The sequence below is a fragment of the Kitasatospora arboriphila genome (genome assembly GCF_039528095.1).
Taxonomy (GTDB): Bacteria; Actinomycetota; Actinomycetes; order Streptomycetales; family Streptomycetaceae; genus Kitasatospora; species Kitasatospora arboriphila.
The window spans coordinates 1-25185 of record NZ_BAAALD010000060.1; the positions used below are offsets into that span (position 1 = coordinate 1).

Consider the following 25185-nt stretch of genomic DNA (forward strand, 5'->3'; position numbering starts at 1 on the left):
AGGTGGGCGGGGCCGTCCGGGCGGGGTGCGGTGGCGGTCATCGGGCGGCCGCCGGCAACTCCGAGGACGCCGGCCGCCACATCCCCACCGGTCCGCAGCCGCGACCACCACCGGCAGGAGCGCCGCGACCGCCCGCTTCCACGGCTCCCACCCGGCGGGCGCCTCCAACAGCCGCGCCCCCGGCGCCGTCGCCGGCGCCGCGTACAGATGTCGACGAAAGCGACCGCGCACGCCGCGCTCACCGCCGCGCGCCACCCCGACGCCCCTCCTCCACCACCAGCACACCGACCTCGCCCTGGTGCTCGCGCTGCGGCGGATCGCCGGTGAGGCGGCCGAGGTCGTTCCGGTGCCGGCCTCGGTGTTCGACAGGTGCGAGGGCCGGCAGTGGTTCCACTTGACGGCCGCCCGCACCGCCCGCACCGCCCGCGAGATCGCCGTGCTCGGCGCTGCCGGGCGCCCGCTGACCGCCCGGCTCCGAGCCAGGTGAGGTCCCGGTGTCCTGTCAGGACGAAGTCGAGCCATCGCTCGTACCAGGAAAGGAAGTCGGAGTCGGCGTAGAAACGAGGAGCGAAGGATCCCAGGGCGTTGACCCCTACCGGATGCCCGCGTCCGGGTCCTGTGGCGACCAGCGGCGTGAAGTCGCTGCAGCCGCGGTGGACGACCGTGATGGTGCCGGGAAGGATCCCGCGAGGTCGCCTCGGCCGTCGGGACCCGTCGGGGATCCATGCCCGGGGACGACCGGGAACGGTTCGGCAGGCAGTCCCGTGCGACCCCGTCCGAGTCACCGCTCCATGGGCAACGATCCGTAGGCGGGACCGTATCCGCCGTGCCCGATTCGGGTGAGGAACTGTCGGAACTCCTCGGGTAGCCGGATGCCGTGGGCTTCCTCGAAGGCCGAGATCTGCGTCTCGGTGAGCACGGGGCCGAGTGCGGCCTTCTCGTGGTCGGCAGTGCGGCGAGTTCGGCTCGGATCCGGGTGATCCTGGCGTCCACCGGTGCTTCTTCTCATGTGGGACGGCAGTTCGAGCGGCGATCGTAGCCCGCGGGTGGTGTCACTCGTAGACGCGGACTGCGCCGAGCTGCCAGGCGACCGAGGTCCAGGTGACCGGTTCGATCGGCGGAATGCCGGGGAACCGCGGGGGTCTGCCGAGGGAGGCGCCCAGCCAGGCGTCCCACGACTCGAGGAACGAGCCCAGGGAATCGTGCGCCCAGCCGCCGCCGTCGCCGGCCCACAGGCTGCGGGCCCTCCTGTCCTCCTGCCGCTTGCGGTCCTGGGCGTAGTCGGCCGCCAGGGTGCGCAACAGGACCCGCAAGTCGCCCGACGTGGAGACCGGTGGCTCGGTGTCCATGGGGGCGGGAACGGCGAGCCCGGCGGAGGGTGCTGTGATTGCGGCGAGCAGTTGGGCGGCCAGTCCGGTCCAGCCGGGATCCGGCGCCTGATCGGGGAGGGCTGCCGCCCAGCGGAGCAGAACGTCGTCCACGTCCGGAGCGTTCGGGCCGAGGCTCTCGAAGTGCCTGGCAAGCCGCTTCAGCAGGCCGCGGAAGTCCTCGCCGGTTTCAACCGTGTTCGTGATCGTGTTCATCACCGCGTGAGGGTAGGGCTGCAGCAGCGACTCGTCGAGCGATTTGCCGGTGCTGCATCTTCGCGTCCCCGGGCGACGACTTCAGCGGCGACGCCGAACAGGTCGACCTCACCTACTCCAGGAGGCTCGCCGGCGCCGTCGCCCTTCAGCAAGTCGCGCAGGTCGTCTCCGGCAACGCCGGCGACATCTACAACCTGCTACTTGGCCCGGTGGGTGGTCTCCTCCCGCAGGGCCGAGCCGCATCTTCGAACGGTGCCCGGTGGGCAGACCGCAGGGCAGCCGCAGAGAGCCGCCGCTGCAGGCCCCGCACACGGCGGGCCGCCTGCCGCCGGATGACCGTGACCGGGGGAGAGGGAGATCCGGCTCCTTGGCCGAGGTTCGCGTCCGGCCGGGGCGCGGTTGCCGGTGATCCACCCGCATGCTCCCGCCCTTCCGATCGGCCGGGTTCGGGGTGGCGGGGGAGCGGTGTGGTCAAGATCCCCCCTGTGGGTCGAGCCGTGGGGCCCACCAGGGCACGTCGTTCCGCGCGACCGGGACACGCGTCCGTGCGTGAACGGTCCCCCACCCTCTTCCGCGCAGCGGATGCCGCCGCGCCACCGACACCATTGGTGAACTCGCCCCCACCCAAAGTCTGTTGGTGGCGGTGGACCCGGGCGCGGGGGCGGGCGGCCGGCTGCCCCGCCCCGCAGCTCCACTGACGGATCGACAGCAGGCCGTTCTCGCCGTGAGCACCGGCTGCACCGCCGCCCGCCGGCACGGGACCGACCCCTTCGGCGCCATCCATTGCGCCCTCACCGCCATGCCCCGGCTGCCCGCCGCCTCCGCACCCGCCGCGTGAATGGGCACACGTCAAGTCCTTTTGTCTACAAAGGCATTGCGTCGACCGGATGGCCACAGAATTCTCACCGAAGTGCGTTTTCGAACCTCCGCGGCGAGGAACAAACCCCGGCACGGCGCGGGCAGGTGCCGCACGCGAGAGGTGTGCGGACCCGGGGCGGCGTCGGATCGACCGAACACGTCATCCGCCAGGAGGCACCCATGGCCGAGCCCTGCACTCCTGTGACCACTCCGCGTGTTCCCGGTGCCCACACTCCGCAGCGGCCGGCGGCTCCTCCGGTCCGGTTCGCTCGGATGCAGATGCCACCAGGGCCGAACCCGCGCAGGCTGTCGGCGCCGGCAGGTCCACGCCGAGATCACGCCGTGAGCGTGATCCACGGCTGCCGCAACAGCGATCGGACGGCACCCGTGCGCCACCGGACGAACGGTGCCGTCCGATGAACGGCACCGACGCCGAGGCATGCCGGCTCTCGATCGTCGGATGCGGACGACTTTCGGACCGCGCTGCAGCGGCACCGCCTTGAACGTGCCGGGCTGCGGCGGCACCGCCCGTTCACCCGGGCGAACCCGTGGTCCGGTCGGGCCGGGCCTCGGCCGCGTTCGTGCACGCCCCGGCCGTGCTGCTCGAACGGACCCCGCCCAAGCTCGGCGAGGTGGACGGATGACCTGGGACGACTGGCCTTGCCGAGGCCGGGTCCATCCGCGAGGCCCCCGCCGATGACCTCGACATCGGCGGCGCCAGGGACGGCGCGCCGGATGCCCCGTGGCCCTGAGACCTACCCGGCTGAGACCTACCCGGCTGAGACCTACCCGGCTGAGACCTACCCGGCTGAGGCCCACCCGGCTGAGGCCCCCGGCCGTGGCACTCGCCCGTCACATCGGCAACCAGTCCACGACCGCCCGTCCCGGAACACGCATCGAATCGCATGTGCGTCGAATCGAACGGAGCCCGGCAAATGAACCCTTCAAGACCCGCGACCACGGGCAGTGGTCTCTCCCGATCCGTCTCCCCCCTGGCGGCCACCTGGCTCGTCAGCGTCATGGGAGAGCACAGCTACGAGACGCTGTTGGAGTGGGAGTCGACGCCGCCGCACCGGACGGTGCTGCCGTGCGGGCTCCGGTGGGACGTCGCGCGGATGCCCGAGAGCCTCGGCCTGGCCGTCCTCGCACGCTTCGGCGGGACGGACCCGGATCAGGTCGGCCCGGTCCTGCGGGATCTGCCCGGCCACCGGATGTACTGGTTCATCCCCCTCGGCCACGCCGAGGAGTGGCAGCGGCTGGGAGCGGACGTCCACCTCCTGACCAGGGGATGCTTCCTCGTCGTGCCCCACCCGGACATGCCGGGCGACGGCTCGGCCGAGTGGGAGCACTGGCCCGCTCGCACCGGCACGCTGACCAACCCCGGCCGGCTGGCCGCCACGGTGGCTGAGGCGCTCACCACCGGCCCCACCGCTCACGCGTGGTCCGAGGAGGATCGGCCCATCGCGGCACAGCCGGACCGCACCATCGAGCACACCGAAGACGCGATGATGGTCCGCCCGTACGTCCTGGGCCCCTCGGCGGAGCCCCGGCCCGCACCCGTGCACGGTCGGGACCTGCTCAACACAACGATCCTCCCCCTGGGCGCCGCCGCTCCGACGCCTGCCCGGCCGGTTCCGGCGCTGCCCGCGCCCTTTCGTGCTCGGACGGCGGCGGCACATCCCGTGCCGCCGATGCCGCCGACGTCCGAACCGCCCCTCCCGAACCCGCCCGTCGGGCTGACCGAGAAGCAGCACCCGGACGACCGCGCCGGGCGACGCCACGAGCGGAAGGCGAGCCGCCGACGGAGCATCATCACCCGGGCCGGCCTGGGCATTGTGGCAGTCGGCGTCGGGATCGCCCTCCTACCTGCCTCCTCGGGTGAGGACGGGAAGAAGAGCGGCCAGGCGCTGCCGCTCCCCAGCAGCAGCCCCTGGATCCAGCCTCCGACCGACCCTTCGCCCAACGCCGTCCCCTCGCCCGGCGCCGTCTCCTCGGCCGAGACCGCCTCGGCCTCCGCAGCCCCCGGCGACACGGCCGCCGCGGCTCCCAGGAAGGCTCCGACCACCAGAACCCTTGCCCCGCAGGCAGTCTTCGCCACCACCGCCCGCACCGCTGCCCCTTCCACGCCGACGCCCACGCCGACGCGGACGCCGACGTCCACGCCGACGCCGGCCGCTGCGGCCATGCCCCGAACCCTCCGGCCCGGTGACACGGGGACGGATGTGATGGCGATGCAACAGCTGCTGGTCACCGTCTCCTGCGGGAACCTCGACAAGTCCCTCGTCACCGGCACCTTCGACGACTCGACCGAGAACGCGGTCACCCAGTACCAGCGCCGACGCCACATCAAGGGCGAGACCGGCGTGTACGGTCCGAAGACAAGGGCCGCCCTGCAGGCCGAGGCGCAGGATCAGGAGTGCTGAGGTCGCCGATCGCTGCGCTCGCAGCCCGCGAGACGCGTGAACGCGCTTCAAGAGGTATGGAGCGACGGACCCCGGCGTCAGGGCGGCTGCGGCCGGGAGGAGCCGACGCCGCAAGCCGCCCACCTCGCGCGGAGCAGGTCGGACGAAGACGGGTCTCGTGTACCGCACCGCCCAGCAGGGCACCCGGGTGTCCAACGCCGCTGCCCTGCCGCTCGCGGATCCGATCACCGTCGAGACGAGGGTGGGCCACCCGATCGGACCGCACGGCGGGCTCGGCCCGAGCGCGTTCTCCTGCTCCCTGCTGCCGGTGCCCGCAGGCTTCCCCGGCGGCAAGACCATCGGCAACGGAGTCGACGGCGCGCCCGGCTGCACCGACGGCCGCACCGACGGATGCACCGACAACGAACCGGGCCCCTGGCACACCCGGCGGCGTACCGTCCCGGCCCCCCGGCGCCGAACCCGGGTGGTCAAGCCGGTGAGGACCACCTGGATCTCGCTGGTCACCTCGGCCGCCGTCATGCCGGCCACGATCGGAATCCCGGGCACGGACGCGGGTCACCTGCCGCTGCTGTTCCTCGTCTCGATCGAGGCGACCGCGGCGGTGGGCCGGACGTGCAGGCGACCGACACCACCTTCGACGGGGTGGGGCAGCTGATCGGCATGTCCGTGTTCATCGTGCTCGCGCCGCCGTCCTCGGGCGCCGACATCCCCCCGCATGCCCTGCCGTCGTTCCACCGGTTCCTGGCGCACTTCGAGCCGATGCGGCAGCTCAGCGACGGGGCCAGGGCGACCTGCGCTTCGACGACCGGGCGGATGCCGGCCCGGCCCGCGCCTGGATCACGATGGGGATCGGGACGGTCCGCGCCCTGGTCCTCGGCTGTGCGATGACCGGCTACTGCGGCCGCAAGGGCTGCGCCGGCCGGTGGTCGAGGCCTCGGCCTGAGGCCCTTCGGGGCACGGAGGGCTGCGCGCAGCAGGGGTGACGGTGCCGCACCCGCTGCGCTGCACCCGCCGCCTCGCGTGAGTCCCCCCGCGCCGGTCGCCGGCCCACAGCCGGCCGGTCCGTTCGGCGAGCCGGGTTGCGGCGGCACCGGGACGGGCCGCAGATTTGGGCAGGGGGTCGAGTCGCCGGAGGGAAGGCCCCGTGAGTTCGCAGCCGCCGTCAGGATCGTCCGAGCCGTCCGGCCCGCCCACCGGGCCGCTGTCGGGTCCCGGGGAGGGCGGGCCGCCGCCGTCCGGGCAGGGGCCAAGGCCGCAGTCCGGACAGGGCTCGTAGCCGCCCGGGCCGCCGGAGCCGCCGACCATCGCGGGCGGCCCGCCTCCCGGGCCGCCCGCGGAGCCCCCGCGGACGGTGATCGGCGAATCCGGCGACGAGCCGGGGCCGCCCTGGTGGCGAAAGCCCCGCTACATCGCCCTGCTGGCCGGGCTCGTGGTGGCGGCCATCGCCGTCGGCGTCGCGGTCGCCACCCAGGGGTCGGACGGCAACGTGGAGGTGCCGCCGGCGGCCTCGTCCTCGCCGGCCACCCCCGCGGAGTCCACCGCCGGGTCCGAGACCTCGCCGTCGACCCCGGCCCCGACCGCGCCCTCGAGGCCCACCGGCTACACGACCCCGGCTCCCACGCGCACCCCCACGCCCACGCACTACACGACCCCCACGCCCACGCCCACCCGCTCCTCCTCGCCGAGGACCTCTCCGCCGGCCTCGACGACGTCCCGGGCGACCACCTCGAATCCCGGCGCCACGCCGAGTTACTGAGAGTGCTGTCCTCGGGGGGCTCGTGCGACACCGCAGCCGTCACGGCCGGGGAACCCCGCGGGGCGAGGCGGCCGGCGCGGCGCCCCTGCCCTCCGGTGCTTGCAGTGCCCTCGCCTGCGGCGGACTCGACCTGGTGGCGTTGGGCGCCCTGGTTCCGGCCGGCCCGCGGGTGGCCTCGGGCGCTGCGGCGGAGCTGTCCCGGCTGTGGGCACTCTCCGCCCGCAGCCGGGACGGCTCCGCGTGGACGCTCTCCGGTCCCGGCCTGCTGCCGGGCTCCGAGCCGCCGTTCTCGGCGTCCCGCACCCAGGTCCACAAGGTCTCGGGGGTGACGCCCAGATCGGCCGCGACGTCCTTGACGTCCGCCTGCCGATCGATAACCCGGACACCTCGGGCGGCCCCCTCGCGCGTGAATGATCGAGGTGTGAGCCTTTCACTCGCCCGCTTGGCCTCGAGCATCCCGTGACGGACCGGATGCAAGATCGGCAGGACGTGAGTCAGTCCTGTTGCCCATCGGATCACGTCGCGTTCCGGCACCACTCGCACCAGGAATTGCCGAGCTGCTCAGAAATGCTTTCCGGCATCTCCAGGAAGGATCATCACTCCACTTCCTGACGGATTCCTGGCAGGTCGACATGAAATTTTCGACGGGTTGGTGGCGAAACGCAGCAGCTCAGTCGGCAGTGGCCCGGCATTCGATCGTCCGGGTTCGGCGCGGTCCGCATCGTTTCTATTGACGTGTCACATTCAGGAGGGGCAGGGTTGCTCCCGCCCGGCCGTCCGGTCGGGAAACAGCGAGCAGGGAGGTTCTTGTGAAGTCGACTGCTGCACTGAAGAAGACGGCCAAGAAGATCACCGTCCGTCGGACCGGCGACGTGCGCCTGACCTCGGCCGCGTGCCAGTGCCCGTACCACGTCAACGCCTGACGGTGACCCTGTGAGTCCACCCGGGTGCGCCGGATGCGTTCGGTGCGCCCGGGTGCGTCCGAAGGCCGGGCAGATCGGTTCAATCGAGGTTTTGGAGCACCGTGGGCGAATCGACCATTGCGCTGTACGAGCTGAGTTTTGTCCCGGAAGGCGACGAGGTGCTGGTCGGCCGATTGGACACCGGCTCGTACGCGGTATTTCCGGCGGACGGCGCGGAGCTGCTCCAGCGGCTCGCCGAGGGGATGCCCCTGGACCGGGCGGCCGAGTGGTACGAGGAGACCTTCGAGGAACCGGTCGACGTCGAGGATTTCCTCGAAACGATCCGTGAATTGGGATTCGTCCGCGAGACCGGGGCCGAGCAGACCACCCCCGCGGCGCCCGTCCGGTTCCGTCGGCTGGCCCGCGCGGCGTTCTCCCCGGCGGCGTGGCTCTGCTACCTGGCGGTCGTGGCGCTGTGGCTGCCGGCCCTCGCCGTGCACGGCGACCTGCGCCCCCACCCGTCGCAGATCTTCTTCGTCCAGTCGCTGCTGGTGGTCCAACTGGTCATCACCTTCGGGCAGGTGCCGCTGCTGCTCGCCCACGAGGGCTTCCACATCCTGGCCGGCCGCCGGCTGGGACTGCCGACCAAGCTGCGGCTGAGCAACCGGCTGACCTACATCGTGGCCGAGACGGAGACCAACGGGCTGCTCAGCGTGGAGCGCCGCAAGCGCTACCTGCCGTTCCTGGCCGGCATGCTCTGCGACGTGGTGGTGCTGGCCGTGCTCGGCCTGATCGCCGAGGCCGGCCGCCACGCCGACGGCACCTTCTCGACCGCCGGCCGGGTCTGCCTCGCCCTCGGATTCACGGTGGTGATGCGGTTCTGCTGGCAGTTCCAGCTGTACCTGCGCACCGACCTGTACTACGTCTTCGCCACCGCGCTGCACTGCTACGACCTGCACGACGCCGCCAAGGCCGTGCTGAAGAACCGGATCCGGCGGCTGCTGGGCCGTCCGGAGCGGCAGGTCGACGAGAGCCAGTGGACCGAGCAGGACCGCCGGGTCGGCGCCTTCTACGGGCCGTTCATCGTGCTCGGGTTCTGCGTCCTGGTGGGGATCACCGTCTTCGCCAGCATCCCGGTCACCCTCGAGTACCTGCGGATCGCCGCCAGCGCCCTCGGCTCAGGACGCATCGACGCCCACTTCTGGGACTCACTGCTGTCCCTGGTCCTGAACGCGGCCCAGGCCGCGGCACTGATCGTCCTCGCCCGCCGCAAGCGCCGGCCCGCCGTCGCGCCGGCCCCCGCGTCCACGCGCGTCCCGACTCCGACCGTCCCGATGGAGGGGTGAACCGACATGCCCAGTCACCGCTGGATCGTCAGCGAGCTTCCGCCGCTGTCGCCGCGACCGGCCGCCGCCGAGATCGTGGCCGGCTGCCACCGGCGCCTGCGCGGGCCCTACACGGGTGTGGACACCGTGCTGCGCGCCGTGCTGCCCGAGGCGGTCCGCCGGTGGCCCGAACTGGTGGACTTCCACCGGGTGGAACTGCTCTACGGGATGCCGGAGTTGGCGGACCTGATCGGCCCGGCGCCGCGGACCCTGGCGCTCGAGTCCTCGTTCGAGGAACGCACCCGGTTCTTCGGGGCCGGGATGATCCGGTGCATGAGCCAGGGCGTGGTCTCCTTCCTGGTCGACCACGCCCACCGGCTGCGGTCGGCCGGCGAGTCGGCGCCGCATCTCGTCCTCGACCAGGCGGACCAGGCCGAACCGACGACCCAGGAACTGATCGCCCTCCTGCTGCGCCGGGCCGACCCCGCACAACTGCGGCTGACCGTCCGCACCGGCACCGGCGACCTGCCCGGGGAACTGCACCGGGCCCTCGAACGGTGGGCGGAACGCTCCGCCGAACGCCCGGACGGGGCAGGCGCGGTGGGCGGAGACCGGCAGGCGCGTACGGACGAGGAGCTGGCGCAGGCGTACGTCCGGGGCGACTGCGCCTCCGGCGACCCCGCCGAGCTGCGCGCCTACCTCGAAGCACCGCCGGAGCTGCGGGCCCGGCTGCACGACCGGCGTGCCGAGGAGCTGGAGGACACCGGACCCGGCCCGAGCGTGCGGGTCGGCGCGCTGGCGTACCACCGCGAGCACGGCAGCGACCCGTCCGGGGCGGGGCGGATCGCGCTGCTGACGGCCCAGCGGCACTGCGTCGAGGTCGGGTTCTCGGCGGCGGTGATCGACCTCGGCCTGCGCGGACGCGCCGTCACCGACCCGGACGCCCACCCGCACGACTTCTGGGAGTTCACGCACCAGGCGGCGGCCGCCTGCATCCCGCTCGGCCGCCACCAGCAGTCGATGGACCTGTACCTCGACGTCATCCAGCGGTTCACGGACCCCAAGGTCCACATGATGACCAGCTACTCCATCGCGATGCTGCACACCCGCTTCCTGCGGCCCCGCGACCACGACCTGGCGCTGCGCTGGCAGAACAACGCCGCCGCGATCGCGAGCATCCTCCCCGACCCCGCCGAGCGGCTCACCTTCAGCGTCTTCCACGACAACGGCCTCGCCCTGGTGGAGATGCACCGCGGCAACCCTGGCCGCGCGCTGGACCTGGTCGAGTCCTGCATCGCCCGGCTCGACGCGAAACTCACCGACGCGCAGTGGCGGCTGCACCGCTCCCAACTGCTGTACAACCGGGCCCGGCTGCTCACCGCCACCGACCGGCTGGACGAGGCGTTCGCCGACTATTCGACGCTGATCGAGCTGGACCCCCACTACACCGACTACCTCTCCGAGCGGGCCCGGATCCACCGCACCCGCGGCGACTTCGCGGCCGCCCTCGCCGACTACGACCGTGCGGTCGAACTCGCACCTCCGTTCCCCGAGCTGTACCACAACCGCGGCACGGCCCGGGCCGAGGCCGGCGACACCAAGGGCGCGCTCGCCGACTTCGGATACGTCCTGGAGATGGAACCCGAGGACCTCGACACCCGGCTCGCCCGTGCCGAACTCCTGCTCGAGCTGGAGGAGTTCGATGCCGCCGACGACGACGTGACGGCCGGCCTGGCGCTGCGCCCGCAGGACCCCCGGCTGCTGTGCATGCGCGGCACCGTCGCCCTGCAGCGCGGCGAACTCGCGCAGGCGCGTGAAGCGCTCGACGCCGCCCTCGCCCTCGACCCCGAGTACCCGGCCGCACTGCTCAACCGCGCCGTCGTCCACTACGGACAGGGCCGGCACCCGGCCGCGGTGGCCGACCTGACCGCGCTCCTCGACCTGGTCGGCGACGACCCCGACGTGCTGCTCAACCGCGGCATCGCGCACCAGGCCGGTGGCCGCCCCGACCTCGCCCTGGCCGACTACGAGCGCGCCCTCGCGCTGCCCGGCGCGGACCGGCCGGAACTGGAGGCCCGAAGCGCCGAGTGCGCCGCCGCCGGCTGACGGCAACCAGAGACGCCGAGCTCGAACCAACGACCAGAAAGCAGGGCAGCCGCCATGACAGGCCCGGTCAGACTCGCCGTGCTGTGCGGCAGCGCGGCCACCCCCTCGTCCACCGAGCGCCTGCTGCGCCGCGCGGCGGCGCACGCCGAGTCGCTGGGCGCGCGGGTGGACTTCTTCGCCGGTGAGCGCCTCCGGCTCCCCCTGTACGGGACCCCGGGCGCGGCGTCGGACAGCGCGGTCCTGGACCTGGTCACGTCCGTCGCCGCGGCCGACGGTTTGCTGGTCGGATCCCCCTGCTACCACGGATCGGTGTCCGGGCTGTTGAAGAACGCGTTCGACCACCTGGAGGAGCTGCGCGACCGCTCCGCCCCGTACCTGGACGGCCGGGCGGTGGGCTGCCTGGTGGTCGGCCAGGGCGCACAGGGGCCGGCGAACGCCCTGCGGGCGCTGCGCGACATCGTGCACGCGCTGCGCGGCTGGCCGACACCGCTGGGCGTCACCGTGGACGGCCCCCCGCTCCGCGCACCGGCCGACTGCGAGCTGGAGGTCAGGCTGGAGCTCGTCGCGCGTCAGGTGGTCGCCTTCGCCGAGGCCCGCCGGGCCGTCACCGGCGGCGTCGGGCGCGACGTCGCAGCGGTGTCCCGCTCGGCGTGACCCGCGCCCCGCGGCCGAGGGACGGCGAGGGAGCCCGGTCACCTGCGCGGTGGACGGGCCCGCGCCCGGTCCGGGCGGGCGCCCACGACCCAGCTCCCGCGGGTCGCGTGGCGTACGGCCGCCGCTGCGCCGGGACGGCCGCCTGCTCGTGGACGACGGCCCGGCTCTTGGCCGCGGAACCGGAGCCGCGGTGCGCCGCCCGGCAGACCACCGGATCGACGCGGCGAAGGGCGAGGCCGCCCGGTCGTCCGAACGCGGCGGTCACCTTCCGGACCGTGCCAGCGCCTCGTCCCGCTCCTCCGGGTGCCCGCCGAGGAAGTCGACCAGGCTCTGCGGTGCGCGCTCGCCGAGGCAGAGGTCGAGAATCCCGTGGGCGTCCGCGTAGAAGGCATCGCTGCGCGCGAAGAGCTCCTTCTCGTAGGCGGCGAGCGCCGCTTCGACGTCGTCGGGGTACCGGGCGATGGCCTTGCCGAGTTCGGCGCCGTCGAACATCGCCAGGTTGGCGCCGTCGCCGGACGGCGGCATCAGGTGCGCGGCGTCGCCGAGCAGCGTCACGCCGGGCACCCGGTCCCAGCGGTGTCCGTCCGGGAGGGTGTGGATCATGCGTGCCACCGGGGCGGTCGCGCCGTCGGTGATCAGCGCGGTGAGGTGCGGCGCCCATCCGTCGAACTCGGCCGCGACCCGGGCGGTCGCGGCCGCGGTGTCGGTGAAGTCGACGGCGGCGATCCACTCGGCCGAACGGTTCAGCTCGACGTAGGTGTGGACGATGCCTCCCGCCTCACGGTGGGCGACGATCCCCTTGCCGGGGGCGAGTGCGTACATGGCGCCGCGGCCGACCAGGGCGGCCGTTGCGGGGTGCCGCTCGTCGACGTCGTGCAGGTAGGTCTCGACGAACGTCGTGCCGGTGTAGACGGGCCGGGCGTCGGAGAGCAGCGGCCGGACCCTGGACCAGGCGCCGTCCGCGCCGACCAGGACGGTGCTGGTCACGGTCGAGCCGTCGGTGAAGGTCAGCTCGTGCCGGCCGTCGCCGAGCGGGCGGACGCCGGTGACCTTGCTGCCCCAGCGCACCGTCCCCTCGGGCAGGGAGTCGAGCAGGATCCGGCGCAGGTCGCCGCGGAGCACCTCGGGGCGTACCGCGGTGCCGTCGGAGGGGACGTCCAGCAGCAGCGCGCCGTGCCGGTCGAGCACCCTGGCGGCGTCGCCGCCCTCGTGGATGATCGCGCGGAACTCGTCGGTGAGGCCGGCGTCCGCGAGGGCGCGCTGTCCGTCCTCCTCGTGGATGTCGAGCTGGCCGCCCTGGGTGCGGAACTCGGGGGAGGTGTCGGCCTCGTGGACGGTGGCGGGGATGCCGTGGACGTGCAGGACGCGCGCGAGGGTGAGGCCGCCCAGGCCCGCGCCGATGATCGTGACCGGAGTCGTCATGGTGTTCCCTTCGGAGCCGCTGTGGAACGCTGTTCCATTCCCATGTTGGAACGGCGATCCATTCATGTCAAACTGTGTTCATGGCGATCAAGAAGCAGCGGGCCGTACGGCGCACGGACGCCCTGTCGAAGGAACGGATCGTGGAGAGCGCGATCGAGATCCTCGACTCCGAGGGCGAGGGAGCGCTGACCTTCCGCGCGCTCGCGGCCCGGCTGGCCACCGGAAGCGGGGCGATCTACTGGCACGTCGCCAACAAGGACGACCTGCTGGCGGCGGCCACCAACGACGTGATCGCCCGGGTCATGGCGGACCTGCCCGGCGGCGCGCGTCCGCGGGAGGCGATCCGGGCCCTCGCGCTCGGGCTCTTCGACGCGATCGACGCACATCCCTGGGTCGGCACCCAGCTCTCCCGCGCGCCGTGGCTGGCCGCGATTCCGCAGATCTTCGAGGGCTTCGGCAGCCGGCTGGAGGAGCTCGGCGTGCCCGAGGGGGCGCAGTTCGACGCCACGTCCACGCTCGTGATCCATGTCCTCGGCGTCGCCGGACAGAATGCCGCCAACGCCCGCCTGCATGCGCACAGGACCGACCGGACGGCCTTCCTGGGCGAGATCGCCCGGCAGTGGACCCGGCTCGATCCCGCCCGGTACCCGTTCGTGCACCGGGTGGCGGCGCAGTTGCCCGAGCACGACGACCGGGAGCAGTTCCTGGCCGGCATCGACCTCATCCTGGGCGGCATCGAGGCCGCCCACCCGGGTCCGTCCCCTCGGACCTGACGCGAACCCGAGCGGGTCGGGGGCCGGCCGAGAACCGGGTGCCGCGCGCCCGGAACGGGACGGCCGACCCCGCCCGGACGGTCTGGCCGCAGAGGCCGCAGAGGCCGCAGAGGCCGCAGCGCCGTCCCGGCGGGTGGCGAGCCGCGCGGTCGTGGGACGACCCGGCCGTGCTGCGAGGTGACCCCGGAGCGCTGACCCGTCTCCGGTGGAGCGGTTGCGGGGCGTCGGCTACGACGCTCCGCAGGTGGCCAGTGCGGTTCGCGCCAGTGCGCGCAGCCAGGTGTGGGCGTGGTCGGTGTCGTAGCGCTGGTGCCACGACAGGTACACCGGTGCCGAGGGGAGTTCGAGCGGCAGGGGGAGTACCGCCAGGCCGAGGTCGGCGGCCGCGGTGCGGGTGGTGATTTCGGGGACGGTGACCAGGAGGTCGGTGCCGCGCGCGAACTCCAGCGCGGCTGCTTCCGTGGGGACGGCCGCCACCACGCGGCGGGTGAGGCCGAGCCGGGCAAGGGCGTCGTCGAGGGCGTTGCCGAGGTTTCCGCGTCGCGAGACGGTGACGTGTTCGGCGGCGGCGTACTGCTGTGCGGTGACGGTTCGGGTGCGGGTGAGGGGGTGCCCCTGCCTCACGACGGCGACGAGACGGGTCTCGCCCACGTGCTCGGCGCGGATGTCGGCTGCGCTCGGGCGGTTGGCGTTCGCCTCCAGATCGACCTCGCCGCGTCGCAGTTCGGGCGTGTCGGTGCTCGATTCCGCGACGAAGCGCAGCCGCACGCCCGGCGCCCGTTCACGTACGGCCGCGAGCAGCGCGGGGCCGCCGAGGGCGACCAGGGAATCGTGCCAGCGGAGGGTGAAGGTGCGTTCCAGCGTTGCCGGATCGAGTTCACGGCTCGGCGCCAGCACGCCCCGGACCTGGTCCAGCAGCTCGTGCACCTGTTCCCGAACGGCGACCGCATAGGGCGTCGGGGTCATGGTGCGGCCGGTGCGCACCAGGATCTGGTCCCCGGTCGTGCGCCGGATCCGGCCCAGACTCCGGCTCATCGCGGGGGCGGTGACGTGCAGGCGTGCAGCCGCCCCGGCCACGCTGCCCTCCTCCAGCAGTGCGTCGAGCGCGGTGAGCAGATTCAGATCCAGTTGCATGGGAGTAATCCCAGCCGTGCTTGACATGCATTTGATGTTAATGGAGGGGGTCGATAGCGTCGTCACCACGGCGCAGGACGGAACGCACCGCCTGGCCGAAATCCTCTTCAACACCCCTTGCCCAGACGGGAGTTCCACCATGTCCGAAATGCTTCAGGCCGCTGACGCCACCGTCTCCGACGCCGACCTGCTCGACCGGACCGCGGCCGCCGTGCGTGAGGCCGGTGCGGCACTGCGCGAGCGGTTCGGCGAGGTGGTCCCCTACGGGACCCGCGAGGAGCTGATGAGCGCGCTCGCCGCCAACGACGACACGGCCCTCGGCATCCTGCGCCCCCGCCTCACGAGCCTGCGCCCGGACGCCGGCTGGGTGGAGGACGAGCTGGACGGCGGGGCGCTGCCGTCCGGCGAGTGGTGGGTCGTGGATCCGGCCGAGGGCAACGTCAACCACCTGCACGCCCTGCCCGAATGGGCGGTGACCGCCACCCTCGTGCGCGACAACCAGCCGGTGCTCACCGCGGTCCACCTGCCGCTGACCGGCCAGACCTACACCGCGCTCACCGGCGCGGGCGCCCACCTCGACGGTCGGCCCCTGCACGTCTCCCGGACCGCGGACCTCGGCCTGGGTGTCGTGGCCACCAGCCAGGCCCGGCCCGACGAGGACGAGGACGTCGTCCGGCGCGTCGGCTCCTCGATCACCGCGATGCTCTTCGACGCACTCGTCGTCCGCGTCGCCGTGCCCGCGACCCTGCACCTGCTGAACGTGGCCGCCGGCCGGCTCGACGCCTTCTGGCAGTTCGCCGGCGCCCGCGCGGACCTGCTGCCCGGCGCGCTCCTCGTCACCGAGGCCGGCGGACGGATCTCCGACGCCGAGGGCCGCCCCTGGACCCCGCAGAGCGCCGGCTTCCTGGCCGCCGCGCCGGGCGTCCACGCCCAGGCCGTCGCCACCCTCTCACGCTGACCGAACACCACCCCACCCGCACGCACGACAAGGGAGCACACCCTCATGACCACGATCGCCGTACTCGGAAACGGCCGCGTCGGCGGCAACCTGGCCGCCGCCCTCACCCGCGCAGGCCACGAGGTGACCGTTGCGGACCGCACACCGGGCGCCGCCGCCGACGCCGCACGACGCGCCCGGATCGTCATCAACGCCACCCCGGGCGCCGGCTCCCTGGAACGGCTCGCCGCCCTGCGCGACGAACTGCGCGGCACCCTCCTCGTCGACGTCTCCAACGCCACCACCGACGGACCGGACGGCCTGCCCGCCGACCTGCTCTACCCCGGCTCGAGCCTCGCCGAGCAACTCCAGGAAGCACTCCCCGACACACACGTCGTCAAGACCCTCAACACCATGCTCTTCCCGGTGATGACCGCCCCGGCCACGCTCACCCGGACGCCCACCGCGTTCCTCTCCGGCGACGACCCCGGGGCCAAGCAGACCGTCCGCGAACTCCTCGCCGACCTCGGCTGGCACGACGAATGGATCACCGACCTCGGCGGAATCCGGACCGCCCGCGCAACGGAGGCCGCGATCCTGTTCGTGCCCCACGTGATCCGCTCCAGCGGATTCGTCCCCTTCGCGATCTCGATCACCCGCTGACCGCTGACCGCTGACCCGGCCTCGCCGGCACCCGCGCGCCCGGGCCGAAGCACCCGCGAAGGCCGGCTCACCGCTGCAGGCTCCCGTGCGACGGTCCTGCGCTCTCCCGGTGGAGGACCATCAAGGGCTGTTCCGGGGACGTCCGGCGCGAGCATGCCGTGGATGCGGCGCCGCAGTCCGTTGCTGTCGTCGACCGAGGGGAGCCACGGTACCTGCTGGAACAGCTCGCCGAGTCGGTCGGTGCCGGGCTCTGTTTTCGACAGGATGATTGAGAGCCAGGTGGGCAACGACCGCCTCGCCGCCATCGACACCGGCACGGCTTGATCGCCGAGGAGCCGCAGGCCGACGGCCCGTTTCACGGATGCGGGTGGTACTCGTCCATGAACGCTTCCTTGGCCTGTTCGACCTGTTCGGCAGAGGTGAACCAGTGGGTTTCGAAGTGCTCCGCGAGGGAGTAGGGGTGCTTGGGGTCGGTCAGCATCCGATGGATGAACTCCGTCGAGGAGTAGTCGAATCGCTTCCAGGGGTCCCACTTGTCGCTGCGAGCGTAGACCGGCCACGCTTCCGGGTCCGGATCCTCCACGAGCCAGCAGAACGAGTGCTCGTCAGCGGTCGCCCACTGGAGGAGCCGGGCCGTGCGTCCTTCGGACGGGGCGGGATCGGAGAACTGAGCGCGATCTGCAACGATCAGGTCCAGATCCAGGCCACCTGGTCCCGGGGCACAGAGACCGAGGTTGTCGTCGAAGATGCCCGCGCCGAATGCCTCGACCAGTAGCTTGTAGTCCTGGGGAAGGCGAAGACTGAGCTTCCGCTCCACGGACTCCCAGTTGACTTGGCTCCGACCCCCTCGCCAACCGGTCAGGGCGACCAGGTCCTCGGCCCGCACCGACTCGGCGGGCTTCACTGGAGCTGCCATGTCCCGAACGTCCAGAGCACTCACAACGACGGCCAGAGCGGGAACACCACCTCCCAAGCCTTTGAGCAGGCCGATTCCGAGCCATCTCTGCCCGATGGTCCACCCGTACATCTCGATGACCTGGCCGGCGAGAACGTCGGCCAGCGGCGGACCCGGCAGGCGTCGGAGCGATGGGTCCATGAAGCCGTCGAGGGCCACGGTTTTGGGCGGCCCAAGTCGCGGACTCAGGGCGACCACGATCGCGTTCAACTCCGCAGGTCCACGATCGCCAGCCGCGAGATGGACCAGGTGGTAGCGGTGGTCTCCCCGTCCGTTCTCCTGCGCGGACTCCTCGTCCGGCAACAGCCTGGTCAGGAGGTCTTCGATCACGGCGAGATGAGCAGTGCTGTCCACGGCAGGAGTAAACCTCATGAGGCAGACACTGCTTACGATGGGTGCGATCGGGGCCTCACGGACTGAGACGTTTCATCTGTACTCGGCTGAGCACTTCGATGAGGACGTGGACATCGTTTCGCTCGGGCCGCTGACGTGCGGGTTTGGGTGCAGGCCGCCGCGCTTATCGCCTCTGCTCGGCCGTGCGCGAGAATCGTCGGCGCCAGGGCAGCGACGGGTGAGAGGCATGGCTGGTGCTGAGCGACTGGGTGTTCAACGTCGTGGATCTGCGGATCCGCGAGAACCTTGTGGATCCGGATCCGGAGTGGATGTCTCCCGCGCCGGGACTTCGCCCGCCGGCGACGCCTGACCAGGTCGCTGAACTCGAACAGTGGATGGACCAGCCCATCGAGCCGTACTATGCCGAGTTCTTGTTGCAGAGCGACGGCATGGCGCACTTCGGGCACTTCATGCCGGTGTTCGGCTGGTGTGACTGGAACGGCGGGATGCCGCCGAAGCCCGGAAGCGCGTTCCGCAGCATCATTCAGGGCGGGATCTGCCGGGACTGCGGGCTCGCGCCGGATGTGCCGCTGGCCCCGGTGTCGGTCAACGACGACGGGGCGGTGGGGATCTTCATGATCCCGCCCGGGGCCGGCCCTGGCAGGTTCTTCTGGGTCGGTAACGGTGACCTCGCGTTCTTCCCGACCTTTCGGGAGATCTTCGAGTGCGAGGTCGAACCGGGGCGGTGGAGGGACTACGCCGTCGGATAGGGCGCCCGAACCTCGGGGGTCGTCACCGCTGGGTGCTGTGTTCGGCTTCCGTGGTGGCCAGACGGAACGAGTCGGTGCGGGGCTCGATCAGGGTGAAGCGGAAGGTCAGCCGGTCGGCGATCGCCGCGCAGAGCCTGGGGTCGGTGAACGTCTTGTCCCACTCGCCGAACGGGGCGTTCGAGGCGACCGCGGTGGCCTTGCGCTCCTCCCGCTCGGTGAAGATCTGGAACAGCAGCTTCGCGCCCTTCTTGTCCAGGTTCAGGTATCCGAACTCGTCCAGGCAGAGCAGGTCGACCTTGGTGTAGCGGGCGATGGTCGCGGTGAGGACCGCCAGGCCGAGCAGTCGGGAGGCATGGGCCGCAGGTCCTTACCGAGCGGTTCGAGTGCGCGGTACCACTGCTGCGCTCCGGCGGGGGAGCGGGTTTCCACGGTCTGCTGGATCTGGGGTCGGGCGTCGGCCAGGGCCGGCGGGAGCAGGTCCTGTCCATCCTCAGCGGCCTGACCTGACGGTGCGTCTGGGGACTGCGAGGCCGTCGAAGGCGACAGCGACGAGGTGGGCGCCGACCACGGTCCGGTACCGGCGGTCAGGGCCAGGGCGTGGAAGTCGAGGGGGCCCACCGCCCGACCGTGGTGTCCAGGCGCAGAGCTCGGCGTCAAGGACAAGACCGACCGACAGCGTCGACGGACGGCGGCCGTTGAGGACGGCGCGGCGGCGGGACAGGAGCAGCGGCGCGCAGCCCGTGTGGAGCCGGCCTGATCGGGTGGCCCGGCGCGAGCGGCGACGCGACGATGAGGGAGACGGGCCGGTCCCGCAGCGCGCCTCGATCCCGGGGGTGTCGGCCCAGCGCGTAGGACGTGTGCGGAGAGGACGCCCGATGGATCCGACGGACATTGCATGGGACCTGCTGGTCTCGGGGCCGGCCGATGCCAGGCAGACCGTGCTGCTGCTTCCCGGCGGGCTGAACCGCGCCCGGTCGTACACCGAGCTGATGGCCGAGCCTGCGCTCGCCGGGACCCGTTTGGTTGCCGGGACCCTGCCGGGACACTGCGGGACGGAACCACCGCGGGACTTCGCGATCGGTACGGCGGCCCGCCACGCTGCGCGGCTGGCCGAGGACCAGGCCTGCGACGTCGTGGTGGGGTTCAGCATGGGCGCCACGGTCGCGCTCGAGATGGCCGCAACCGGTGCGTTCACCGGTCCGACCGTGTTGCTGGGCATCAGCTTGTCACCCGCGGACGAACCCACGTTCTTTCGGGCCGTCTGCCGGTTGGGCGATGTCCTCGGCCCGCTGCCGGCCGCCGCCCTGCTGAAGCTCATGGGCCCGGCCTCGAAAGGTATGCGCGTGTCGCCCGAACGCCGGGCCGAGGTGCTGAGCGACCTGCGCAGCAACGATCCGCGCGTGGTGCGCCGGATCTTCCGCGACTACCTCGACTGCCTCGGTGCGCACGCCCGGCCGGCCGCGCGGCTGTGTGCGGCCGGCGTGCCGGTCTGGGTCGTGCACGCGGAGAAGGGCGACGGCGGGCTCACCGCCGACGAGCGGCGCACGTTGGAGACCTGCGCGAGCGTGGTCACGATCCCCGGCACCAGCTACTTCCTCCCCATGGAGGAGCCGCGACGGATCGCGGAGATCGTGGTGGATGCACTGGCGGCCGCAGGACCGCCGCGCTGAGCACCATCTCCGTGGAGCGCGGAAAGCGCGAGGCCGTCCCGCCCGAGCACATCGGTCCGGGGCGTCGGCGGACCTGTCCTGCGGGAGCGCCGGCGGCCCCGGGGTACCCTGTGCGACCTGCCCGACAACGGTCGCCCGGACCGCCCAGACCGCCCAGACCGCCCAGACCGCCCGGGCCGTCCAGGCCCTGGACCCCGAGCGCGGCCGACCCGCCTCCGGCACGTGAGCAGCGCAACGGGGCTCCGGATCGCGACATGCGCGAGCGGCCCAGGTCAGTCGCGCCCTGCCCGGCGGGTGACGATTCGGCGACCCGCCGACTTCGAACCTGAAGCTTGTCGTAGAAGGCTTTGGCCTGGGCACTTCTCTGTACGGGCGGGTGCTGCGGGTCGAACCGCTGCGGGTGGAGTTGTTCACGGGGTTGCGGGTGGAACGGTTCGACCGGCTGGTCCGGGCGGTGTGGCACCGGGGTGGGGGACGGGCCGGCCCCGGTGCCCGCCGCTGGAGGAGCGGGTGCTGCTGGTGGCCGACCACTACCGGACCGACCTGACCATGCGGCAGCTCGCGCCGCTGTTCGGGATCTCCACCACCACGGTCTACCGGGTGGTCCGTTGGCTCGGTCCGCTGCTTGCCCCGGAGCCCGCTCCCCGGCCGCAGCCGGACGTGGAGCGGCTGGTCGAGGCCGGGCGGGAGCGGGTGTCGGACCTTTTCACGCGCTACGCGGAGACGCCGTTCCCACGCCGGGGCCGGTGTCGGCCGGCCCGGCTCGTCCCCGTGCTACTCGCGACCCTGGGGACCTCACTCCACTTCCGTCACCACGCCGTCCGCGTCCATCACCCAGCTTCCGCTCTCGACGCCGTACACCTTCTTGTCATCGAGCCACTTCCAGGACATCTGCTGCAGCATCCGGTTGGGCCGACGTTCCCAGACCGGATTGTGGTCCCAGCCCTCAACACGGATCATCAACTTGTTGGCGCCCGGAATGGCCTTGTAGAGATCCGGAACGGAGAAGTGCAGCACCGGCCCCAAGTCCTCCGACGTATTGGCCGTCCTGTCCTGGTCTCCGTAGACGATGCACACCGGCACAGCCGTGCCGAGTGTGGAGCCGTACGGCACGGTGCTCGTGTTCCAGCCCCACCAGTAGGAGTTGCGCCACCGCATGACGCCGTCCGGTGCTCCAGCGGTGGTGCCGCCCCACTTCTGGCCGACGCTGTCGCAGTCCATGATGGCCTTCCACACGTGGTCGGCGAGCTCGTCGTCACTGATGGTGGCTTGCAGGCCCGCCTTGCTGGTCAGGTTCATCGGGAAGCCGAAGACCGCGGGCGGCTTGGACTCGGGCTGCGTGGGCAGCCCCGTGCCGGGGGGCGGAGCGAAGGGTTCGGCCGTGTGCGTCGACCATCGGCCGTTCGGAGGAAAGATGGGCGCGAGAAGGAACAGTTTCGCAACGTCCCCGGGATTCTGCAGCACGTAGGGACCCATGACGAACGCGGCCGCGGACCAGCCGATGAAGGAGACCTTCTCGTTGTTGCACCGCGCTCTGATGAACTTGACGACGGTGCGCAACTCGTCCCATTCGCTTTGGGAGTTGCCCAGTTGGTGCGGGTAGGGCGCGGTCGGGGAGCATGTCCCCGTACCGGGATTGGTCTCCAGGAGGCCCCGCTGGGCCGGGTTGGCATTGCACGGGTCGTCCATCTTCGGACGGGGGGAGAGCCCGGAACCCTGGAGGTCCATGATGAACACGTCGTAGCCCCTGCCCGCCAGGTCCTGCGCCCAGCTGTAGCTGGCGTCCGGGTTCGGGGAGCCGCCTTTCGGCGGGAGTACGAGGTCGAAGCCGGGGAGGGCCGGAACGCTCCTACCATGGAGCATGAGGACCGGCTTGGGGGTGCCGCCGGACCCGGTGGCCTTCTTGTATTCCCGGACGAAGAGCTCGATCTCTTCACCGGAATTCGCCGGGATGGTCGATTTGTGCTTGACCTTGTGGTCGACGAGGGTCAGTTGCGGCATGGTCGCCTCCAATGTCTATTCGATCTGGGAGCGTTTGTTCCCGGAGGGTCAGCATCTCCGCCTTCCCCGGGGGCATGGGGAGCCGGGACGGCGGGGCGTACGGATCGTGACTGATCGGGTGGGCGCCGCTCCTCCGATCGGCGGGACGTACCCGAGGAGCACGCCGGCGACTGCGCTGCAGACTCGAAACCTGTCAGGGGTGCGGAAGGGCGGGGACGCCGACCGCCCCGGGGGCCATCACCGGGACGGTCCTCGGCGGCTCGCCGCCGGTGGACCTCGACGGCACCGGCACGGTCTCGCCCGTCTCGACGATGCTCTCGAAGCCGACGATCGCCGTCCACCGTTGGTGGAAGGAGACGCCGATCCACGGCTGCCGGGTGATGGTGGACTGCGGCTCGGCCTTGCACCGGTAGGCGCTGCCGGGCAGCTTGGCCCCGGTGGCCGTACCGGCCGAGGGCGCTGGTCCTGCGGGCGTCCAGGTGCCCCTGTTCGCGGCCGTGGGTGCCGGTCGGGCCGGCCGTCACCGGCTGCCACTGCCGCGAGCCCGATCACACCGATTGCGACAGATCCCACAACTCCGTGCGCACGGGAGCGCTCAGACCGGTGCGCGGACACCCGGGTGGACGGCGGGATGCCCGGCGTCCGGATGAATCGGGCGTCCGAGGTCGGCGTGTGCCCTGTACGGGGAATCCGTGCGTGTCAGATCGAGGTGCCCGTGGCCGGAGACAGGGCCGCTGTGGTGCGGCTCAGGTGCCGGACCAGCGCGTCGGTGGCAGCGATCGGGTCGCGGGCGAGGGCGGCCCGCTCCAGCTCGCCGTGTTCGTCAGGTGCCGAGCGGTCGGGGGTGTGGTGGCTGGCCAGACGGCGGGCCACCTCGCTCGCCGTCCACAACCGGTCGAAGGTCTCGAGCAGGATGGCGTTCCCGCAGCCTTCGAGCAGTGTGCGGTGGAAGCCGCGGTGAGCCTCGGCCCAGGCGTCGCTGTAGTACGCGGTGTGTCCGGGGTCGAATTCCGGGGTGCGTGCCAGTCTGTGGTGGGCGGCGCGCACGCGGGTCTCCCATTCGAGGTCGCCGCGCTCGATCGCCATGCGCAGCATGTCCGGTTCGAGGGCCAGGCGGGCCTCGGTGAGCTGCTGCCAGCGGCTGTCGGAGGGGGTCGGTGCGGCGAAGCCGCGGTTGGGCAGCCGGGTGGCGAGTCCCTCCCCGACCAGTCGAACCAGGACTTCCCGCATGACGGCCAGGCTGACGCCCTGTTGCTTCGCCAGCTCCTGCGGCTTGAGGGGATCCCCGGGACCGAAGACCCCGTGCAGCACATCCTTGCGCAGCCGGTCGTAGACCCGTTCGGAGAGCATCTGCTTGCCCGGCCGGGCGGGGGCGTCGGTCGTCTGCGTCACGGCCACAGTCTAGCCGGAAGCCAAATAATCGATTATCGCTGCTATGATCTGATATCCGAGGGCGGCCTGCCGCAGTGGAGGGGAACACTCGATGAGCGTCAACGACCCGTTCGCCCGCCTGCCAGGGGCGGTGAACTTCACCGTCACCGTCACCGTCACCGTCACCGCCGCCGCCGCCGGCGCGACCGCGCCTGCGGGAGCGACCCTGCGCTCCGGCTAGAACTCCGCCCATCTCCTGGCCGGTAAGGGCGCATGCCGGCAGCTGACCCGGAGTGGAGCCCGAGGGCGCCAGTCGCTTCGCCGTGACCGACCACGACCCGGATGCCCCGACCGGCCCAGGCCTCTGGCCACGGGCCGTGGTTGACATCCCGCCACAGTCGCCGGGCTTTCGGAAGGCGCCGGTGGCGATGTCGGTTCGGGCCTTCCCGCGGCGGCCGTTCAGCGGCCGAACGACGTCCGCGCGGCCCGCTTCCCTCCGTGCCGCGCCGCCACTTCGTCCTGGTGGGGGCTCCGGGCCTCGAACGCATCGGCATCCCGGCCGAATCCGCGCCGGCTCACCCGGGCTCCACGATGTCCGGCCGCACCCCCGGCCGGGCGGGGCCGACCTCCACCGCCGAACCCCCGAACTGGGAGTCACACATGAACATCACCGCCGTTCGCGAGATCAGCCTCGCCGTCAACGCGGCCCACCGGTTCATCTACCTCGTCCCGGAATCCGCCCGGCAGGCCGCCGAGCTCGGCGTGACCGACCGCGCACCGGCCTACTTCGCGTTCCGCTCGGCACCGATGGGCGCGGTCGCGTGGCAGGTCACGCTCGCGACCTTCTACAACTTCAGCCCCCGGGCGGTGCGATCGATGACGGGCGTATGGGACGCCGCGCCGCCCGAGCGGTGGCAGGCCGCCCGCTACACGGCCGCCGAGCACGCGCTACGGCGCGTCGGGGTGGGCCTGACGGACGACCAGATAGCCGAGGCGCGATCGCTGATCGCCCCCGTCGTCGCCGCGGCCGACTACGCCGGCAAACCGCTGGCCGCGGCCAACGCATCCGTTCCCCTGCCGCCCGACCCGCTGACCGCACTGTGGCAGCAGGTCACCGTGCTGCGCGAGTGGCGCGGCGACGCGCACCTCGTCGTCCTCGCCGACAACCGCCTCGGACCGTGCGACTGCAACGTCATCCACACCGCGACCGGCCGGCTCCCGACGCCGATCGTGCGCGCCACCCGGCAATGGGACGACGAGGAATGGGCCGCCGCCACCGAACGTCTCGTCACCCGCGGCTGGCTGGAGACCGACGGGACGGCGACCGAGGCGGGCACCGCGGCGCGCGAGCGGATCGAGGTCGAGACCGACGAACACTGCGCCGGGCTCTGGGCGCCGATCGGCGCGACCGGCGCCCGCCGCCTGGTCGAACTCCTCACGCCCGTCGACGAGGCGTTCACCGCGGCCGGGACCTACGCACAGCTGAGCTGATCGCCATCCGTCCGAGGGAAGTGAGTGCCATGGCGGTCGAACGCCAGGAGCCGGCGAG

The 25185-nt window shown here is 72.1% G+C and carries 23 protein-coding genes and 3 pseudogenes; 16 read left to right on the plus strand and 10 right to left on the minus strand.

Annotated elements, in window-relative coordinates:
• Positions 1-487 (plus strand): annotated as a pseudogene (locus ABD353_RS26240) (hypothetical protein); the annotation flags it as partial.
• Between the two features lie 294 nt (positions 488-781).
• Here the strand turns inward: ABD353_RS26240 and ABD353_RS26245 are convergent.
• Both ABD353_RS26245 and ABD353_RS26250 read right to left on the minus strand, forming a co-directional pair.
• A complete protein-coding gene (locus ABD353_RS26245; RefSeq protein WP_344626144.1) occupies positions 782-919 on the minus strand; it encodes an SMI1/KNR4 family protein in 138 nt (45 codons plus the stop codon).
• Positions 920-1052: 133 nt separating this feature from the next.
• Positions 1053-1583, minus strand: a complete 531-nt coding sequence (locus ABD353_RS26250; RefSeq protein WP_344626145.1) for a hypothetical protein — start codon at positions 1581-1583, stop codon at positions 1053-1055.
• 637 nt (positions 1584-2220) lie between these two features.
• On the opposite strand from ABD353_RS26250, the gene ABD353_RS26255 reads away from it, so the two are divergent.
• The 3 genes from ABD353_RS26255 (at position 2221) to ABD353_RS26265 (ending at position 5519) form a co-directional block, all read left to right on the plus strand.
• Complete coding sequence (locus tag ABD353_RS26255) at positions 2221-2421, plus strand: hypothetical protein (protein ID WP_344626146.1); 201 nt, start codon at positions 2221-2223, stop codon at positions 2419-2421.
• A gap of 1039 nt (positions 2422-3460) precedes the next feature.
• On the plus strand, positions 3461-4864 hold the full coding sequence (locus ABD353_RS26260) for a peptidoglycan-binding domain-containing protein (protein WP_344626147.1): 1404 nt from the start codon (positions 3461-3463) through the stop codon (positions 4862-4864).
• Between the two features lie 157 nt (positions 4865-5021).
• On the plus strand, positions 5022-5519 hold the full coding sequence (locus tag ABD353_RS26265) for a hypothetical protein (protein ID WP_344626148.1): 498 nt from the start codon (positions 5022-5024) through the stop codon (positions 5517-5519).
• A gap of 749 nt (positions 5520-6268) precedes the next feature.
• Here the strand turns inward: ABD353_RS26265 and ABD353_RS26270 are convergent.
• Together ABD353_RS26270 and ABD353_RS40530 are read right to left on the minus strand one after the other, a co-directional pair.
• Positions 6269-6460 (minus strand): hypothetical protein, encoded by a 192-nt coding sequence (locus ABD353_RS26270; RefSeq protein ID WP_344626149.1) that lies wholly within the window; start codon positions 6458-6460, stop codon positions 6269-6271.
• Between the two features lie 199 nt (positions 6461-6659).
• Complete coding sequence (locus ABD353_RS40530; RefSeq protein ID WP_425555251.1) at positions 6660-7076, minus strand: transposase; 417 nt, start codon at positions 7074-7076, stop codon at positions 6660-6662.
• Between the two features lie 568 nt (positions 7077-7644).
• Between ABD353_RS40530 and ABD353_RS26275 the strand changes: the two genes are divergently transcribed.
• Genes ABD353_RS26275 through ABD353_RS26285 form a run of 3 tightly spaced genes read left to right on the plus strand, consistent with a single transcriptional unit; the run spans position 7645 to position 11607 of the window.
• Positions 7645-8868 carry a hypothetical protein gene (locus tag ABD353_RS26275; RefSeq protein WP_344626150.1) on the plus strand — a complete coding sequence of 408 codons (1224 nt, stop codon included), beginning with the start codon at positions 7645-7647 and terminating at the stop codon, positions 8866-8868.
• Positions 8869-8874: 6 nt separating this feature from the next.
• Positions 8875-10953, plus strand: coding sequence for a tetratricopeptide repeat protein (locus ABD353_RS26280; protein WP_344626151.1), 2079 nt, complete (start codon positions 8875-8877; stop codon positions 10951-10953).
• A gap of 54 nt (positions 10954-11007) precedes the next feature.
• Positions 11008-11607 (plus strand): NADPH-dependent FMN reductase, encoded by a 600-nt coding sequence (locus ABD353_RS26285; protein WP_344626152.1) that lies wholly within the window; start codon positions 11008-11010, stop codon positions 11605-11607.
• Positions 11608-11868: 261 nt separating this feature from the next.
• Here ABD353_RS26285 and ABD353_RS26290 read toward each other — a convergent pair whose 3' ends face one another.
• Positions 11869-13029 carry an FAD-dependent oxidoreductase gene (locus ABD353_RS26290; protein WP_344626153.1) on the minus strand — a complete coding sequence of 387 codons (1161 nt, stop codon included), beginning with the start codon at positions 13027-13029 and terminating at the stop codon, positions 11869-11871.
• An 80-nt stretch (positions 13030-13109) separates the two neighbouring features.
• Between ABD353_RS26290 and ABD353_RS26295 the strand changes: the two genes are divergently transcribed.
• The gene (locus ABD353_RS26295; RefSeq protein ID WP_344626154.1) at positions 13110-13802 is read left to right on the plus strand and encodes a TetR/AcrR family transcriptional regulator; all 693 of its coding nucleotides are present in this window, start codon (positions 13110-13112) and stop codon (positions 13800-13802) included.
• A gap of 228 nt (positions 13803-14030) precedes the next feature.
• Here the strand turns inward: ABD353_RS26295 and ABD353_RS26300 are convergent, their stop codons facing one another.
• The gene (locus ABD353_RS26300) at positions 14031-14936 is read right to left on the minus strand and encodes a LysR family transcriptional regulator (protein ID WP_344626155.1); all 906 of its coding nucleotides are present in this window, start codon (positions 14934-14936) and stop codon (positions 14031-14033) included.
• A 139-nt stretch (positions 14937-15075) separates the two neighbouring features.
• On the opposite strand from ABD353_RS26300, the gene ABD353_RS26305 reads away from it, so the two are divergent.
• Together ABD353_RS26305 and ABD353_RS26310 are read left to right on the plus strand one after the other, a co-directional pair.
• On the plus strand, positions 15076-15894 hold the full coding sequence (locus ABD353_RS26305; protein ID WP_344626156.1) for a 3'(2'),5'-bisphosphate nucleotidase CysQ: 819 nt from the start codon (positions 15076-15078) through the stop codon (positions 15892-15894).
• A gap of 45 nt (positions 15895-15939) precedes the next feature.
• Positions 15940-16536 carry an NADPH-dependent F420 reductase gene (locus tag ABD353_RS26310; protein WP_344626157.1) on the plus strand — a complete coding sequence of 199 codons (597 nt, stop codon included), beginning with the start codon at positions 15940-15942 and terminating at the stop codon, positions 16534-16536.
• A gap of 355 nt (positions 16537-16891) precedes the next feature.
• On the opposite strand, the gene ABD353_RS26315 is transcribed toward ABD353_RS26310, so the two are convergent.
• The gene (locus ABD353_RS26315; protein WP_344626158.1) at positions 16892-17845 is read right to left on the minus strand and encodes a hypothetical protein; all 954 of its coding nucleotides are present in this window, start codon (positions 17843-17845) and stop codon (positions 16892-16894) included.
• A gap of 233 nt (positions 17846-18078) precedes the next feature.
• On the opposite strand from ABD353_RS26315, the gene ABD353_RS26320 reads away from it, so the two are divergent.
• Positions 18079-18594 carry a hypothetical protein gene (locus tag ABD353_RS26320; RefSeq protein ID WP_344626159.1) on the plus strand — a complete coding sequence of 172 codons (516 nt, stop codon included), beginning with the start codon at positions 18079-18081 and terminating at the stop codon, positions 18592-18594.
• Between the two features lie 22 nt (positions 18595-18616).
• On the opposite strand, the pseudogene ABD353_RS26325 reads toward ABD353_RS26320, so the two are convergent.
• Positions 18617-18919: pseudogene (locus ABD353_RS26325) on the minus strand (ATP-binding protein); the annotation flags it as partial.
• 550 nt (positions 18920-19469) lie between these two features.
• Between ABD353_RS26325 and ABD353_RS26330 the strand changes: the two are divergent.
• Together ABD353_RS26330 and ABD353_RS26335 are read left to right on the plus strand one after the other, a co-directional pair.
• A complete protein-coding gene (locus tag ABD353_RS26330) occupies positions 19470-20264 on the plus strand; it encodes an alpha/beta fold hydrolase (protein ID WP_344626160.1) in 795 nt (264 codons plus the stop codon).
• 364 nt (positions 20265-20628) lie between these two features.
• Positions 20629-20936: pseudogene (locus ABD353_RS26335) on the plus strand (helix-turn-helix domain-containing protein); the annotation flags it as partial.
• Between the two features lie 123 nt (positions 20937-21059).
• Here ABD353_RS26335 and ABD353_RS26340 read toward each other — a convergent pair.
• Positions 21060-22265, minus strand: a complete 1206-nt coding sequence (locus ABD353_RS26340) for an alpha/beta hydrolase (RefSeq protein ID WP_344626161.1) — start codon at positions 22263-22265, stop codon at positions 21060-21062.
• Between the two features lie 269 nt (positions 22266-22534).
• Between ABD353_RS26340 and ABD353_RS26345 the strand changes: the two genes are divergently transcribed.
• Complete coding sequence (locus ABD353_RS26345; protein WP_344626162.1) at positions 22535-22678, plus strand: hypothetical protein; 144 nt, start codon at positions 22535-22537, stop codon at positions 22676-22678.
• Between the two features lie 286 nt (positions 22679-22964).
• Here the strand turns inward: ABD353_RS26345 and ABD353_RS26350 are convergent, their stop codons facing one another.
• Positions 22965-23657, minus strand: a complete 693-nt coding sequence (locus tag ABD353_RS26350) for a GntR family transcriptional regulator (RefSeq protein ID WP_344626163.1) — start codon at positions 23655-23657, stop codon at positions 22965-22967.
• A 91-nt stretch (positions 23658-23748) separates the two neighbouring features.
• Here ABD353_RS26350 and ABD353_RS26355 point away from each other — a divergent pair, with 91 nt between their 5' ends.
• Positions 23749-23877 carry a hypothetical protein gene (locus ABD353_RS26355; RefSeq protein WP_344626164.1) on the plus strand — a complete coding sequence of 43 codons (129 nt, stop codon included), beginning with the start codon at positions 23749-23751 and terminating at the stop codon, positions 23875-23877.
• A 419-nt stretch (positions 23878-24296) separates the two neighbouring features.
• Positions 24297-25127, plus strand: coding sequence for an SCO6745 family protein (locus ABD353_RS26360; RefSeq protein WP_344626165.1), 831 nt, complete (start codon positions 24297-24299; stop codon positions 25125-25127).
• The last annotated feature ends 58 nt before the right edge of the window (positions 25128-25185 follow it).

What these genes read in the sequence shown, in the direction of transcription:
- ABD353_RS26250 (WP_344626145.1), bottom strand. Translation starts at nt 1,583, where the DNA reads ATGAACACGATCACGAACACGGTTGAAACCGGCGAGGACTTCCGCGGC.
- ABD353_RS26260 (WP_344626147.1), top strand. Translation starts at nt 3,461, where the DNA reads ATGGGAGAGCACAGCTACGAGACGCTGTTGGAGTGGGAGTCGACGCCG.
- ABD353_RS40530 (WP_425555251.1), bottom strand. Translation starts at nt 7,076, where the DNA reads ATGCTCGAGGCCAAGCGGGCGAGTGAAAGGCTCACACCTCGATCATTC.
- ABD353_RS26280 (WP_344626151.1), top strand. Translation starts at nt 8,875, where the DNA reads ATGCCCAGTCACCGCTGGATCGTCAGCGAGCTTCCGCCGCTGTCGCCG.
- ABD353_RS26285 (WP_344626152.1), top strand. Translation starts at nt 11,008, where the DNA reads ATGACAGGCCCGGTCAGACTCGCCGTGCTGTGCGGCAGCGCGGCCACC.
- ABD353_RS26290 (WP_344626153.1), bottom strand. Translation starts at nt 13,029, where the DNA reads ATGACGACTCCGGTCACGATCATCGGCGCGGGCCTGGGCGGCCTCACC.
- ABD353_RS26295 (WP_344626154.1), top strand. Translation starts at nt 13,110, where the DNA reads ATGGCGATCAAGAAGCAGCGGGCCGTACGGCGCACGGACGCCCTGTCG.
- ABD353_RS26300 (WP_344626155.1), bottom strand. Translation starts at nt 14,936, where the DNA reads ATGCAACTGGATCTGAATCTGCTCACCGCGCTCGACGCACTGCTGGAG.
- ABD353_RS26305 (WP_344626156.1), top strand. Translation starts at nt 15,076, where the DNA reads ATGTCCGAAATGCTTCAGGCCGCTGACGCCACCGTCTCCGACGCCGAC.
- ABD353_RS26310 (WP_344626157.1), top strand. Translation starts at nt 15,940, where the DNA reads ATGACCACGATCGCCGTACTCGGAAACGGCCGCGTCGGCGGCAACCTG.
- ABD353_RS26330 (WP_344626160.1), top strand. Translation starts at nt 19,470, where the DNA reads ATGGATCCGACGGACATTGCATGGGACCTGCTGGTCTCGGGGCCGGCC.
- ABD353_RS26340 (WP_344626161.1), bottom strand. Translation starts at nt 22,265, where the DNA reads ATGCCGCAACTGACCCTCGTCGACCACAAGGTCAAGCACAAATCGACC.
- ABD353_RS26355 (WP_344626164.1), top strand. Translation starts at nt 23,749, where the DNA reads ATGAGCGTCAACGACCCGTTCGCCCGCCTGCCAGGGGCGGTGAACTTC.
- ABD353_RS26360 (WP_344626165.1), top strand. Translation starts at nt 24,297, where the DNA reads ATGAACATCACCGCCGTTCGCGAGATCAGCCTCGCCGTCAACGCGGCC.